We start from the raw sequence: 14,389 nt of genomic DNA on the forward strand, positions 1-14,389 counted from the left end.
TTGAACCAAAAACATACCTCATGTACGCGAGAAAGAGCCATTGGGGTAAACTACTTCTGGCGTAATCCATCCACTGGAAATTGATTGAAATTCCCCTTGCTACAATCGGGCTTATATCCAAATGGAGCAGGGAAAGGAATCGTATCGCAGCTTGTTGAAACGGAAGATTCAAACTTTACTCTCTTTCCTATCATGATAGGAAATAACCATGTGGCATTATTTCTTAAATCAAACTCCTCTTTAGGGTCATCAATCAAATTGTATATTTCAGGGATCTGTAATGGGCGCCCTTTCTCCGGCATGATATCTTGATCAATAAAGTGCATCTTGTAATTTTCCCACTAAGCGTAGGTTTCAGAGCCATTGTTAACGATAAAACCATCTCGATTAGACTTTTCACGATCTCCCTTTAAAAAGGCCCACTGATCAATACTATCTATTGTTCTATCGCTTGGTAATTTGTATCCACCGACATGAGAAAGTGAGGCAAATAGATCCACAACATGGATAATTTCATCACTCACTCTGCCCGGTTTGATGTGGTTAGGCCAAGAGGCAATAAATGGTGTTCGGAGAGAGCCTTCAAGAGCCGTAAAGTACGCACCACGCCATGGTCCGCTAGAGCCTTGGTATGGCATATGCCACTCTGGACCGTTGTCAGAAAACCAAATCACTAGTGTATTGTCTTTAATTCCTGCTTTTTCTATTGCACCAATAACTTGCCCAGCTCGAAAATCTATCTCAGCTAACACATCTGAGTAATTTCCTTTGCCTGTTTTACCAATAAAATCAGGATGAGGTAGCGTCGGTAAATGCGGTTGAGTAAAAGTAATTACAGAGAAAAATGGCTTATTCTCTTTCACATTTCGATTTATAAAATCTGTGGCATGTTCAACTAGCTCACTGTCAATCGTTCTACGTGAGTCCAAATTATATTCTTTGACCCCTTTAGGGTCCTGCCCTGCTCTAGCTGAAAGGATTTGAGGTTTAGGTAATATAGCTTTATAACCGGGTTGAGAGCTATATTCTGACTCATCCGTCGTATTTGCAATGCCATACCATTCATCAAAGCCTTGATCCGTTGGAAAGCGCCCTTTTTGGTCTCCCAAATGCCATTTCCCGTAAAGGCTCGTGTTATATCCTTGTTCCTTAAACTTCTCTGCAATGGTTATCTCCCAGTTCACCATACCGTAAGGCACTCCCCAAACAACCTTATCTGTCCCAGATCTAAGCGCTCGCCTCCCCGTCATGAATGAGGAGCGAGTTGGCGTGCATTGCGGTTCCACATTAAAATTAGTAAGGCGTACACCTTCTCTAGCAAGTTGATCTAAGTTTTTAGTTTCAACACCTCTGGTACTCCCATAGGAACTTAGTTCCCCCCACCCAAGGTTATCAACCAACATTACCACGACATTTGGTGTCTCTTCCGCAACCACTTCTAACGGGATACATAGAAACAGGATAGTTGCTAGTTTATTTTTCATAGTGTCGCCTTTCATTGAAATTCAATCCTGTAAGTGCGTCTTATCACACTTAAAACACACTAAAGTCTAGTCCATGTTAGTTAACATTTTTTAAAAACAGGGGTTACTTGGAAGCAACAAAAAACCTCTACTATATTCAACTGACTACATTGTCTCATTTGGTGTCATCTCACTCGACTTCGCCATGATGAACACAATTAGTAACGTTATATAACGATAATGGATTCATTTATCGCGGAGGATTTTCATGCGAAACTCGATTAAAAAGGTAATGGCATTGGTCGGTACATTAGCTGCGTCCACAGCCTTTGCTGCCGATAAGCCCAACATCCTTGTGTTCTGGGGTGACGATGTAGGTGTATACAACATTAGTGCGTATCACAATGGTATGATGGGAGGGAAGACTCCTAACATTGATAAAATCGCCAATGAAGGTGCCATTTTCACAGACGCTTACGCACAACAGAGTTGTACTGCCGGACGAGCCTCATTTATTCTGGGTCAACATCCGTTTCGTACCGGTCTATTGACTATTGGTATGCCCGGCGCAAAAGAGGGTATTCAATCGAAAGATCCTACTATCGCAGAGTTACTTAAAAATCACGGCTATGTGTCTGGTCAGTTTGGTAAAAACCACCTTGGTGATCAAGATGAGCACCTACCAACTAACCATGGGTTTGATGAGTTCTTTGGTAACCTATACCATTTAAACGCGGAAGAAGAGCCTGAGTCTGAGTTTTATCCAAAAGATCCAGAGTTTCGTAAAAAATTCGGACCTCGAGGCGTGTTGAAGGCGACTGCGGATGGCAAAATCGAGGACACAGGTCCCCTTACTCGTAAGCGTATGGAAAACGTAGACCGAGAGTTCATGGATGCTAGCTTGGCCTTTATGGAAAAAGCAGTAAAAGAAGACAAACCATTCTTTATTTGGCATAACTCAACCCGTATGCACGTCTGGACACATTTGAGTGAAGAATATCAAGGGAAGTCAGGTTACGGCTTATACGCCGATGGCATGATGGACCTAGATGATCAAGTAGGTGTCATGCTTGATAAACTTGAAGAGCTAGGCGTAGCAGATAACACCATTGTTGTTTTTAGTACCGATAATGGCGCTGAGAAATTTACCTGGCCAGATGGTGGTACTACACCGTTCAAGGGCGAAAAAGGTACGACTTGGGAAGGCGGATTCCGCGTTCCGATGATGGTACGCTGGCCTGGAAACATTAAACCAGGAACGGTTATCAACGATATCTTTTCACAAGAAGACTGGATGCCAACTCTACTCGCAGCTGTGGGCGAACCAGATGTGAAAGAAAAACTATTGAAGGGTCATAAAGCAGCGGGCAAAACCTTTAAAGCACATTTAGATGGCTACAACCAACTTGATCTGCTGACTGGTAAAGCTGATGAAGGCGCACGCAAAGAAATCTTTTACTTCGATGCTGGTGGTAATTTAAACGCCGTTCGTTATAAAGACTGGAAGATCCACTTCAGTATTATGGAGGGTGCCATTAATGAGGCATACCGCAAAACACCTAGTTGGCCTTTGATTGTAAACCTTCGTATGGACCCATTCGAGGTCGGTCCAGATGCAGCACTTTACGTCAGACATTTTTACGCTGATCAAATGTGGATGTTCGTTCCTGCTCAAGCTATCGTGCGTAAGTTCCTAGAGACATTTAAGGAGTTCCCTGCAACGAAAGGTAGCTCGTTAAGTATTGAAAAAGTGGTAGAAACAATGACACAGCAACCTAGAAACTAGACCCTAGGTATCGAAGCTACTGTGGAATTAACTAAGGCCTCAATTGTGAGGCCTTTTATTTCGTTGCAATTGTTTGGTTGCAGCAATTTATGGTCAAACAAAGATTATCATTTAGTGCTCTCTTTAAACACTTGATTCCAATCTTGTTTCATATCGACAAATAGCCAACCTTGCTCTTCACCTACTTTAAACGATTTATCTAACTTGCCAACATGAGAATCTTTATCATACGCCCATTCACGCTTGTCATCCGTGTGATGGATAATCGCAGAAAATCTTGGACCTGAACCTGCTTTCGTCCACTCTAACATCTGTAAATCACCATCAGAATTACCAAACGCCATTACCGGACGTTTGCCAATGAAGTTTTGAATCGTCACAGGCTTTACTGCTTTGTCATTGGCAAAGTCTATTTCCGGCATGCGTTGGATGGTAGGTTTTCCATCAACACTTTGATATTCCGCCTTTAACGTCGTTCCCACGATGTTTTGCGTTGGAATGCCGTATACTTCCGGCGCCCAAACGCGCATAAATTCAATTCCGCCTCCAGAAACGATGTAGGTCTGATAGTCGTTCGCTCTTAAATAGTCGAGCAGTTCGAGCATAGGTTGATATACCATTTCAGTGTATGGTCTACCCGTTGTTGGATGGACAGCCGTTTTCAACCATTCCTTAACTTCTTGATGAAACTGTTCAGTAGACATTCCAGAATGGGTTGCCATAACAAGCTTCATTACACCTTCGAGTCCTTGTTTACCAATCCCCTCCATGTCACCTTTTAATGCGGAAGCAAAGGGTTCGGTTATCTTCCAATCAGGATGCTCAGAGGCCATTTCTTTTACTCTATCGATCGCAAAAAACAACTGTAGATAAACAGGCTTTTCTGCCCAAAGTGTTCCATCATTATCAAACGTCGCGATTCGTTGGCTTTCAGGAACATAGGAATCCGAACCTTGGGTCGTTGTTTTCGTAACAAACGCCATAATAGCTTGCTTAGCGTCAGTGTTGTTCCATGACGGAAGTGGATCTTGCATATCAGCAGCAACAGCGTAACTAGACAGAGCAAAACCTGTTGCTAAGACAATCGTCTTTAACTTTATAGCCATCTTAATTCCTTATATTGAGGTGCTAGGTGCGAATCCAATCAAAAGTATAGTTCAATTGAAACAGGCGCATATTGAACTGACATATCCAACGGCCACCAAAGAGTGACGCCGTCACTAAATTGGTTCACTATTTTATTGAAATAGGAACATGGAATTTACCGATTAGAGTTTAAATTCATTGGCTTCAACTGATGTAGAGGCACTTTTACGTCCCTTTTTCTGATTGAGCTCTTCAATAACATAGTCGGGAGCGACCTTCGTTAGCTCTGTTAAACAGTCATCCGTTTTAGGGTTGCCGTATCTGACATAGATGTCACACACGGCATACAATTGTTCTGGAGCACCGGATATCAAATACGCTTGCTCAAAAGCGTTGACAGACTTCTTCAAGTCTAACTCTTCTTGCAGAACACCACTTAAATACCAAAAGTAACTGTTCGTCTTTGCCATCGTCGCAGCTTTGTCTATTTCAAACGCCGCTTCTTTCTTTTTGTCTAATCTAACCAAAGCGAGAGATTTAGAATAATGCAGCGAGGCATCTTCTGAATTTAGCTTGATACCCTCGTCAAGCACGTTGATAGCTTTTTGGTCTAGCTGTTGCGCTCGGAAGTTGTCTGCATAGCTTAACCAAACTTGAGGGTTGTTTGGCTCAAGCTTAGTTAACTCTGGGTATATCAGTGCCGCTTTATCCCAATCACGATGCCAACGGTAAACGTCTGCAAGTAATAACTTGGAAACATTATCGTTCTTACTGGACAAGTGTGCTGTCAGCTCTGAAACAGGCCCCTCAAGTGACTGCTGTTGCTCCGAACTCAAATTGGCGTAATCTCGAACGAGGTTAATCGCTGCTGTAATTCGCACCATGGCGGCGTCATCACTCAATAATGGTGAAATCAAACGCCAACGGTGCTCAATCATATATGGCTGTGCTCCCACGATCGCAGCTTCGCGAATACCTGCATCTTCATCCTGCAACCCACGCGCAACTGCAACCAACGCATTTTGGCTTGGATAGTTGGCTAACTCACGTAAAGCATCAATACGTTTTTCTGAAGACAACTTTTTATTTTGCGCATCATAAGACAGCTTTTCGACTCGTTGCGCCGGTGTCATTTGAGCTTCTTGTGGAGTGACAACCGTTGTCGGCGATACCTGGTCTGGGTCTAGCAATGTTGTTTCTTGTGCCACTGCTGTTTGACTCGCAGCAATGCCGATCGAGATCACGAGTAATGATTTAGAGAGCAGCTTAATTTTTTGCATTCAATAACCTATATTCTTTCATTTCCGGGCCTGTAGCAGGCGTAGTGACTATCTTAAAACTTCGTTTCAAACACAGTCTGTGTTTGAGTAGCTTGCTGGCGTAGAATCTGGTCACTGTATTTACCGTGAACCACTGGGTTACCTGTCGCTCGTAAGATGTACGCCATCGACTGATCAACATAGGTAAAAAACTTCTTCCAACCCGCGCAGAGATAATTAAGACCAGGCTCACCTTGCCTAGTACGGATAAAACGGTTTTTGGGACATTCTCCAAAACATGCAAATTGATAATCACATTGAAGGCACTGTTGGGGCAGCGTACGACTTTTAGCAAACCCAAATTTCTGCTGCTCAGAGCTATAAGCGAGCGTATCGAGCTTTTCGTGATGAATGTTTCCAACCTTATATTCTGGGTACACGTAATGATCACACGCAAACACATCACCATTAGGCTCCATTGCTAAGCCCTTCCCGCAGATTTCACCTAACGTACACAGTGGGTTTTTTCTGCCCATCCAGGTTTCGATACTGGCTTCAAAGTACTGCACAAACACGTTGCCGATATCGTGTAAAACCCATTCATTGAAAATCGCGATCAGAAAATTTCCCCATGCTTCATCCGCAACGCAAAAAGGCTCAATAACGGCATCTTTATGACCTGGGATCAACCGTTTATCTCCTTGCTTTAGTTGCTCGTTTGGCTCCCAAGTTTGAGGGGCGGTTGTTCTGAATGTTTTCTGCTCAACTATTGGAATAAACTGCATTTGAGGGGAGCGTACTTCATCTCGCAAGAATCGGTACACTTCAAGTGGGTTACGTCCGGTCAAGTTGTTAACACAAGTGAGCGTAGCAAACTTTACTTCGTGCTTATGTAATAATTCAACCGCATTCATAACTTGCCGGAATGTGCCTCTACCAGCTCGGTTTGTTCGGTAAGCGTTGTGCATCATTTCTGGGCCATCAATGCTTAAACCGACGAGAAAGTTGTTCGCCTTTAAAAACTCACACCATTCATCGTTAAGCAGTGTGCCATTAGTCTGGAGATCATTGGAGATCGTAATGCCATCGGGACGGTATTTATTCTGTACCTCAACAATTGTCTTGAAATAATCCAAACCTAGCATTGTCGGCTCACCACCCTGCCAAGAGAAAATGATTTCAGGTGTATTTTGTCCCGCTATATATTGACGGATATAGGTCTCTAGCGTTTCCTCATCCATGACTGGTGAGCAGCCTGGCTTGTACTCAAGTAAATCTTGTTTGTTTAGGTAATAACAATAGGTGCAATCGATATTGCACACTGCACCGATAGGTTTCGCCATGACATGTAATCGCTTGGATGCTTTTCCATTGAACTGCGGACCTTGAGTTATGTGCATTCATCACCTTCTTAGTTGCTAGCCTGTGCCCAACGGCGTTAAGACTAATCATTAAGTTAATCGCCTAGTGTGATGATAATGTTCAATTATTCGTGGCGCTTGTTATAGTGTGTATAACTGTTTTTCATAGACTTGCTTGATAAAATTCTTTGATCATAAATGTTGATGGAGCTCCCCTATGAAGCATTCCAAAAGTAATACTCTTTACCTTGGTGCCGCTATTTCGATTTCGCTAATTATGACTGGATGTGCAACAACACAACCTAGCCCTCTTGCTCAAAAAATCGCTCAAGATATGGTTCTTATTGAAGGTGGACAATTTATGATGGGCTCGGATAATCCATCAGCAAATAAATCCGAGCGCCCGGCTCGCACCGTTCGCGTGGATGATTTCTATTTGGCAAAATTTGAGGTAACCCAAGAGTTATTCGAATCGGTTACAGGCTCTTCTCTGAGTTATTTTAGAAACCCAAATACGCCCGTGAATAACATTAGCTGGCAACAAGCTAATTATTTTATAAAGAAATTGAATGAAAAAACGGGAGAGCACTATCGTTTACCCACCGAAGCAGAATGGGAGTTTGCAGCGAAAGGGGGGAATCTAAGTCAAGGATTCACTTACGCGGGGTCTGATGATATTAACGACGTTGCCTGGTATGCCAGTAACTCAAACAATAAGGCACACAAGGTAGGTCAGAAAAAACCGAATGAGCTTGGCTTATACGATATGACGGGTAATGTTGGTGAGTTTGTTATTGATGCGTTTGATGAAGGCTATTACAAATCAGCACCAAGTGATAATCCGGTAAACGCAAAAGATGAAAAAGAAAGCCTGGCACACAAGTCTGTACGAGGTGGTAGCTTTGCCTATGATGCTGACGAATCCGAAAACTATCGTCGCGATTTTGCTAGCCAGTCAGTCATCATGTCCGACATGGGGCTGAGATTAGCGAAAGACGCTGATTAAACCAAGTAAGAAAAAGTGGAGCGATAAAAGCTCCACTTTTGGTAATTAGCTCCTATTGACCCCAACAATAGAGGCTTTAAGCTGATCAATAGCTTGTTTAGGTGCATAGTGACTAAGCTCTTGTATGCACCTATCGAAAGCAAAAGCGACAGCACCTTTTTTATGATTTCTCGCTAGAACCTCGCATTGAGCAAACAAGTGTTGTGGATTGCCACCGACTTCAAATGCTGTATGCAACGCTTTACTGGCTTCTAGAACATTGCTTTTTTCTAAAGCTAGACCGTACACGTACCAATAATGCGCATTAGTTTCACCAATTTCTGCGGCGCGTCTAAGTAGCTTTTTCGCATCATCGGCTTTGCCTTGACGTAACAAAGAAAGACCTGCGCTGTATGGTAATGTGCTGGATTTAGGTTGAGCTTTCATCCCTTGTTGTAGCACCGTGATCGCAGCTTCTTTTTTACCTAGGTGGCGATACAAATCTGCTAGGTTAACGTAGCTATTTTCGAAGTAGGGTTCGATGCTGATCGCTTGTTTATACAGCTCGGCCGCTTTGTCGATTTCACCTAAGCTGCGGTACACATTCGCCAAATTGGTTCTTCCGAAACCACGATCGGCATTAAACTCTTGAATTTCCATGTACTCTTCTAAAGGCGATTTAATTATATCTTTTTGTAAAGGGGTCATTTGTGCGTAGTTCGCTACCAGCGCCGAGGCAGCTTCCGCTCTCACTGAAAGCACCGGGTCACCAAGTAATGGCTCTAGAATCCGCCACCGGTCATGAAATTCATAACCAGACGAGCCTGAAATTGCCCCTAATCGAACCATTTCATTCTCATTCTTAACGGCCCTAGCCAAAGATACTGTTGTATTTTGGTCAGTGTTGCCCCCCATTCTCTCCAGGGCTGAAGCACGAATAATGTCTTTTAACGACGAATCCTGAGCAGAGTATGCCAACGCATTTGCTGCTCCTTGATGACCAATTGAATCCGCATAAAATGCGACAGCAAAATGTTGTTGATTACGATACTTCGAATTCGGGTACCATTCTGCTATCTGTTCATCGGCCCATTGATTGCTTTTATCTTCATGGCATGACATGCAAACATTGGGCGTTCCAATGTGTTTGCTCAAATCCGGTCGTGGAATATGCCAACTGTGGTCTCTACGAGGATCGACTTGCATGTAAGTCGTTTCTGGCATGTGACAAGTCGTACATTGCGATGCTTCAGATTCAGCCTTATGAAAGGTATGCTTTTCAGGTGTATATTCCGATGCAATATGGCATTGCGAACATACTGCCTCTTCTGGGATCGTTAACTCTGCCGTGTGTGGATCATGGCAATTAGTGCACGTGACCCCTTTCTCCGCCATTTCAGATTGAAGAAACGAACCATAAACATAATCTTCGTCGTAAATCTGTCCATCATGATAGTAGAGTTCAGGTGTTATAAGGCTTAAGCGATATTTATCAAAAAAGGAACCTTTAACATGATCACCTGTTTCATTTAACTGGGTTCGGCGACTATGGCATTGAGCGCATGTTTGCACTTGATTGGTTGCTTCAATTGATTTCGGCTGTAACGTACTATGGCCTTCCTCAAACACCCAATCCAACACTGCTTTAGACAAATTTCGATCAAAGCCATAATGGCTGTCATGCTCAAAAGAAGTGCCAGCATTTTTGTATTTCTTGGCCAGTTCTATGTGCTGACTAGCGGGACCATGGCATGCTTCGCATCCCACATTAATCTCTGACCATGAGCTGTTGTAAGTGTTTTTGTCAGCGTCGTAATTCTTCTTTAGGTTCGTTGAATGGCAATCAGCACACATAAAGTTCCAATTTTGCCCGGTATTGGTCCAATAGAATTCATCCGTTGTTGTCGTTTCTGGATAAAGATGAAACCAACGCTGTCCCCCTTCAACTTTAGCTCTTGTGTCCCAAGCAAAAGGAATAAGCTGCACGCGGCCATCTTCAAACTCGACCATGTACTGCTGTAATGGCTCCCAACCAAATGTATAGCTGATCTTATAGTCATGCCATTGCCCGTCAGCACCTTGAATATTGACCCAAAATTCGTCGCCTTTTTTAAAAAAACGATTAGGCATTCCTTTGTGTGTTACAACATGGTTATCAAAATTACCACGCACAGAGGTTGTACTTGCATGCTTCATGGCCATATCGTGATGTGACCCTTTCCAGGCCTCCACTTCGTTTTGGTGGCAATCTATACAAGCTTGTGTGCCAGCATATTCTGGATTTAAGCCTGAAGGAATATTTGGTTTCTCTGTTAATAACTCTTGAGAAAAAGCCATAAAACTGACAACAACGTTGACCAGCAATAAAATGCGAAACCGGCCTGCCCACTGACTCATAGATATCCTTATATTTATAATGTACAACCTAAATCAATATAGACACTAAATCACTGGTTATACAAATAATTACAAGCAATACATAACGACTTTAGTATTGCTTTAGGGCCGTAAAACAAGCGAGCACCCTATTGTTTTTCATTTCCATCCCCCTCTTCTACTACGCAATAAAAATAAGGCTCTTCAGTGATCTAAATCTACTTTACGAATCTCTACAAACTAACAGAACAATCCTATTTCTTCTTAATTAACAAATGGTTACAACCTAGCAATAACTTATGGTTATATCGAGTATAAGAGGATTTTTCTATATACATCATTAACTTATGCAGCAACTAAGCATAAGGCTCACTTGTGCTTATCTTTACTCTCAACAATCTGGAGTTTTTATGGCAAATCAATTGAGCAAAATCGCTGTAGGCGCAGGACTGTTAGCGGCGTCCAGTGCTGCTATGGCAGCCGACAAACCGAATATTCTGGCAATTTTTGGTGACGATATCGGCTACTGGAATATCAGCGCATACAACCAAGGTATGATGAGTTACAAAACGCCAAACATCGACCGTATCGCGAATGAAGGTGCGTTGTTCACAGATCACTACGGACAACCGTCTTGTACTGCTGGTCGCGCGGCCTTTATTACGGGTGAAGAGCCATTTCGTACGGGTTTGTTAACAATTGGTATGCCAGGCTCTGACCACGGCATACCTGATTGGGCGCCAACCATTGCAGATCTGTTAAAAGAACAAGGTTACATGACGGGTCAATTTGGTAAAAACCACTTAGGTGACCAAGATAAGCACTTACCGACAAAACACGGCTTTGACGAATTCTTCGGTAACTTATATCACCTAAACGCAGAAGAAGAGCCTGAAACTTATTACTACCCTAAAGACCCAGAGTTTCGTAAAAACTATGGCCCTCGTGGTGTCATTAAGTCTTATGCCGACGGTAAGATTGAAGACACTGGCCCGATGACACGAAAACGTATGGAGCACGCAGATGAAGAGTTCCTAGAGAGCTCTTTGGCATTTATGGAAAAAGCAGTTAAGGCGGATAAACCCTTCTTTATTTGGCATAACGCCACTCGTATGCACGTTTGGACTCGCTTGCAGGAAAAATACCAAGGTAAATCAGGTGTAAGCATTTATGCCGATGGTATGCTGGAACACGATGATCATGTAGGTGTTTTACTCGACAAGCTGGATGAGCTAGGTGTTGCAGACAACACTATCGTTATCTACTCAACGGACAACGGCGCAGAAACCATGACTTGGCCAGATGGTGGCGCAACACCATTCCATGGTGAAAAAGGTACAACTTGGGAAGGCGGTATGCGTGTTCCTCAACTGGTTCGTTGGCCAGGCGTCATTAAGCCAGGAACCAAGATCAATGAAATGATGGCACACCAAGACTGGTTGCCTACATTATTGGCAGCTGCTGGCGTACCTGATGTAAAAGAAAAACTGGCAGAAGGCTACAAAGCAAATGGCAAAGAATGGCGTGTGCATTTAGATGGTTACAACTTCATGCCATACTTTGAAGGTAAGGAAGAAAAAGGCCCTCGTGAGTCGCTGCTTTACTTTACGTCTAATGGTGAATTAAACGCTGTCCGCTGGAATGACTGGAAACTTCACTTTGCAACGCTTGAAGGGAACCTAAGTAACGCAGTTCGTTTTGCTCCGAACTGGCCTAAAATCATCCACCTACGCGCTGACCCATTCGAAAAAGGCCCAAGCGAATCACAAATGTACTTGCGTTGGATGGCTGACAACATGTGGCTATTTGTACCTGTACAAGACGTTGTGGGAGAGTTCTTTAAAACACTTCCAGAATACCCAATGCAACGTGGCACAGCGATGAACCCTGCTTCACTAAACTACGACTCTCTAAAAATGCAAGAGAAGCTGCAACAACTAGACAAAGTTGAACAAGAAATCAGCAAGTTTAAGTAAACTAAGTTAACGTTAGTTAATCAGTAACATAAGCCAGCAGACCATTCTGCTGGCTTATGTGTATCGCCACATAGGAACTTACTTAAATCGCCTGTTTAGCCTATACAAAGTGGGCATTGTGAGTACAAACTGAAAAACAAAAAAAGGAGAGCTAACCTGCTCTCCTTTGTATTTTAACCGTGGATAAACTAAGCCACATTAACCGATTTAGCTAAACTGCTACTTTGGAAAAACTCATCATGCAATGCGCAAATCGCGTGCTGGTATTCCTTATCACCGACAACAAATTGAACATTTACATTTCTCAATGATGAGTGCAGTGCAACTGGCGTAACGCCATTATTCATCAATGCAAGCACACCTTTCGCCAACGTCTTATTGGTATCAATTTGAGAACCGATGGCTGAGATAAGCGCGACCATACGGCCTTTAATCGAGGCATTCGGATAACGTTTCTCTGCTTTGTACAATACTTTGTTTAAGCTATCAGTACTGCCACCTAGATAGTAAGTAATAGAGTTCGCGTTCATCTCTTTACCAACCAAACTTACACGAGCATCGGAGATGATTTCCATCAATTCGTAACTAACGTTATCGGCTTTTCCTACCATTGCTTGGTCAAACAAATGCAGTGCAAATACTTTTTCTTTACCTGCGATGATCTCGACTTTGTCTTCTTCCGGACGATAGCTTGAAGAGATCAAAGTACCTTCGTGTTCAGGTTCGAATGTATTTTTAATCTGTAGCTCAATACCACTTTCACGCAAACCCGCAGCGGCATTTGGGTGAATCGCTTCCATGCCAAGGTTGGCAAGTTGGTCTGCTACGTCATAGTTTGTACTACCAATTGGTAATACTTTTTCAGGGCCAACAACGCGTGGGTCCGCTGAGCTCAAGTGGTACTCTTTGTGAATTACTGCTAAATCCGCTTTTGTTATTGCTGCAATTCGGCTAAATGTCATCTCACTATAACCTCGGTCATAAGTGTGCATTAGGCCCTCTTTACAGTAAGCATAACCTGTCACGATTGGCAGTTCTTTTGATACATCGATATCAGCAAACGCGTCACTGATCGACTCATCAAGGCTTCTTGGCGCTTGATTATCCCAACCAGACAGGTCAACGAACTTAGCGTTAATACCCATATTTTTTAGTTTTAGTGCTGTGTTGTAAGCACTATGTGCCTCACCGATAGACGAGAGAAACTCTCGAATTTGAGGCAAGTACTGGCGCAACGAAAATTGACCGTACTGACAGGTTTCTAAAATATTCGCGATACAGTTTTTCGCTTCAGCAATACGGGAGCGAATGAATTTATCCGCACGGATACGATTCATTGGGTCCGCAAAAATATTTTCATTGGTCAGCAACATACGGCTTTCAACGTACGCTAACGCTTCTTCCCATTTGTCGTCGCGTTTCGCGATAAGCTGATAAACGCCTGGTTTACTGGTTTTTTTACACTCGAGCAGCGCATCGGTCATACCACCGTATGCAGATACGACAAAAATACGATTGTATGGTGTTTTGGGACGAAGAATAATATTGTCGAGAACAGCATCAAATGCTGTCATTGATGTACCGCCGATTTTTTCTACGGTAAATGTCATGATAAGCCTTTTTTGATTGGTAACTTTAAAAAGAAAAAAGAAGAGATAGTAAAGTGTGGGGTGGCAAAGCACCCCACCATCATCTTTTAGTCAACGAGAGGATAAACACCGTTTTCATCGTGCACTTCAGCGCCAGTAATCGGTGGGTTAAACACGCACGCCATTACCATTTCTTTATTCTTATAAGCTCTCAAGTAGTGCTCATCGTGTTTATCAAGGATGTATAATGTACCTGGTTTGATTGGGTACGTTTCTCCACCTACAACTTCAATCTCACCTTCACCACTCATACAAAACACCGATTCAAGGTGGTTTTGATAGTGAATATGAGTTTCTGTATCTTCATAAATCGTTGTGATGTGGAAAGAGAAACCCATGTTGTCGTCTTTCAACAACATGCGGACACTTTCCCAGTTATCTGAAACAACACGTCGTTCGCTGTTGCGGCATTCATCTAGAGTTCTGACGATCATAATTAAAATCCTTA

The 14,389-nt window shown here is 42.9% G+C and carries 11 protein-coding genes; 3 read left to right on the plus strand and 8 right to left on the minus strand.

Going from position 1 to position 14,389, the window contains the following annotated elements; all coding sequences use genetic code 11:
* Nucleotides 1-50: 50 nt before the first annotated feature.
* Together R7035_RS00990 and R7035_RS00995 are read right to left on the minus strand one after the other, a co-directional pair.
* Entirely contained in the window at nucleotides 51-326 is a 276-nt protein-coding gene (locus R7035_RS00990) for a hypothetical protein (RefSeq protein ID WP_262602234.1), read from the minus strand.
* 15 nt (nucleotides 327-341) lie between these two features.
* Nucleotides 342-1,484 carry a sulfatase-like hydrolase/transferase gene (locus tag R7035_RS00995; protein WP_318145927.1) on the minus strand — a complete coding sequence of 381 codons (1,143 nt, stop codon included), beginning with the start codon at nucleotides 1,482-1,484 and terminating at the stop codon, nucleotides 342-344.
* 247 nt (nucleotides 1,485-1,731) lie between these two features.
* Between R7035_RS00995 and R7035_RS01000 the strand changes: the two genes are divergently transcribed.
* Nucleotides 1,732-3,249 (plus strand): arylsulfatase, encoded by a 1,518-nt coding sequence (locus R7035_RS01000; protein WP_005377761.1) that lies wholly within the window; start codon nucleotides 1,732-1,734, stop codon nucleotides 3,247-3,249.
* Nucleotides 3,250-3,356: 107 nt separating this feature from the next.
* On the opposite strand, the gene R7035_RS01005 is transcribed toward R7035_RS01000, so the two are convergent.
* The 3 genes from R7035_RS01005 to R7035_RS01015 form a co-directional block, all read right to left on the minus strand.
* Complete coding sequence (locus R7035_RS01005; protein ID WP_213971271.1) at nucleotides 3,357-4,355, minus strand: HAD family hydrolase; 999 nt, start codon at nucleotides 4,353-4,355, stop codon at nucleotides 3,357-3,359.
* Between the two features lie 162 nt (nucleotides 4,356-4,517).
* Complete coding sequence (locus R7035_RS01010; RefSeq protein WP_132936628.1) at nucleotides 4,518-5,615, minus strand: hypothetical protein; 1,098 nt, start codon at nucleotides 5,613-5,615, stop codon at nucleotides 4,518-4,520.
* A 53-nt stretch (nucleotides 5,616-5,668) separates the two neighbouring features.
* Nucleotides 5,669-6,994: an anaerobic sulfatase maturase gene (locus R7035_RS01015; RefSeq protein WP_318145928.1), complete on the minus strand. Its 1,326-nt coding sequence runs from the start codon at nucleotides 6,992-6,994 to the stop codon at nucleotides 5,669-5,671.
* Nucleotides 6,995-7,232: 238 nt separating this feature from the next.
* On the opposite strand from R7035_RS01015, the gene R7035_RS01020 reads away from it, so the two are divergent.
* Nucleotides 7,233-7,961 (plus strand): formylglycine-generating enzyme family protein, encoded by a 729-nt coding sequence (locus R7035_RS01020; RefSeq protein WP_372081184.1) that lies wholly within the window; start codon nucleotides 7,233-7,235, stop codon nucleotides 7,959-7,961.
* 45 nt (nucleotides 7,962-8,006) lie between these two features.
* On the opposite strand, the gene R7035_RS01025 is transcribed toward R7035_RS01020, so the two are convergent.
* Nucleotides 8,007-10,337 carry a tetratricopeptide repeat protein gene (locus tag R7035_RS01025; protein WP_262652065.1) on the minus strand — a complete coding sequence of 777 codons (2,331 nt, stop codon included), beginning with the start codon at nucleotides 10,335-10,337 and terminating at the stop codon, nucleotides 8,007-8,009.
* 389 nt (nucleotides 10,338-10,726) lie between these two features.
* Between R7035_RS01025 and R7035_RS01030 the strand changes: the two genes are divergently transcribed.
* A complete protein-coding gene (locus R7035_RS01030) occupies nucleotides 10,727-12,292 on the plus strand; it encodes an arylsulfatase (protein WP_318145929.1) in 1,566 nt (521 codons plus the stop codon).
* A gap of 188 nt (nucleotides 12,293-12,480) precedes the next feature.
* On the opposite strand, the gene R7035_RS01035 is transcribed toward R7035_RS01030, so the two are convergent.
* Together R7035_RS01035 and R7035_RS01040 are read right to left on the minus strand one after the other, a co-directional pair.
* The gene (locus R7035_RS01035; RefSeq protein WP_005377768.1) at nucleotides 12,481-13,902 is read right to left on the minus strand and encodes an aspartate kinase; all 1,422 of its coding nucleotides are present in this window, start codon (nucleotides 13,900-13,902) and stop codon (nucleotides 12,481-12,483) included.
* 86 nt (nucleotides 13,903-13,988) lie between these two features.
* Nucleotides 13,989-14,375: an ectoine synthase gene (locus R7035_RS01040; RefSeq protein WP_005377769.1), complete on the minus strand. Its 387-nt coding sequence runs from the start codon at nucleotides 14,373-14,375 to the stop codon at nucleotides 13,989-13,991.
* Between the last annotated feature and the right edge of the window lie 14 nt (nucleotides 14,376-14,389).

The sequence above is a fragment of the Vibrio sp. 1731 genome, from assembly GCF_033339955.1.
GTDB lineage: Bacteria > Pseudomonadota > Gammaproteobacteria > Enterobacterales > Vibrionaceae > Vibrio > Vibrio alginolyticus.

What these genes read in the sequence shown, in the direction of transcription:
- R7035_RS00990 (WP_262602234.1), bottom strand. Translation starts at nt 326, where the DNA reads ATGCACTTTATTGATCAAGATATCATGCCGGAGAAAGGGCGCCCATTA.
- R7035_RS00995 (WP_318145927.1), bottom strand. Translation starts at nt 1,484, where the DNA reads ATGAAAAATAAACTAGCAACTATCCTGTTTCTATGTATCCCGTTAGAA.
- R7035_RS01000 (WP_005377761.1), top strand. Translation starts at nt 1,732, where the DNA reads ATGCGAAACTCGATTAAAAAGGTAATGGCATTGGTCGGTACATTAGCT.
- R7035_RS01005 (WP_213971271.1), bottom strand. Translation starts at nt 4,355, where the DNA reads ATGGCTATAAAGTTAAAGACGATTGTCTTAGCAACAGGTTTTGCTCTG.
- R7035_RS01010 (WP_132936628.1), bottom strand. Translation starts at nt 5,615, where the DNA reads ATGCAAAAAATTAAGCTGCTCTCTAAATCATTACTCGTGATCTCGATC.
- R7035_RS01015 (WP_318145928.1), bottom strand. Translation starts at nt 6,994, where the DNA reads ATGCACATAACTCAAGGTCCGCAGTTCAATGGAAAAGCATCCAAGCGA.
- R7035_RS01020 (WP_372081184.1), top strand. Translation starts at nt 7,233, where the DNA reads ATGACTGGATGTGCAACAACACAACCTAGCCCTCTTGCTCAAAAAATC.
- R7035_RS01025 (WP_262652065.1), bottom strand. Translation starts at nt 10,337, where the DNA reads ATGAGTCAGTGGGCAGGCCGGTTTCGCATTTTATTGCTGGTCAACGTT.
- R7035_RS01030 (WP_318145929.1), top strand. Translation starts at nt 10,727, where the DNA reads ATGGCAAATCAATTGAGCAAAATCGCTGTAGGCGCAGGACTGTTAGCG.
- R7035_RS01035 (WP_005377768.1), bottom strand. Translation starts at nt 13,902, where the DNA reads ATGACATTTACCGTAGAAAAAATCGGCGGTACATCAATGACAGCATTT.
- R7035_RS01040 (WP_005377769.1), bottom strand. Translation starts at nt 14,375, where the DNA reads ATGATCGTCAGAACTCTAGATGAATGCCGCAACAGCGAACGACGTGTT.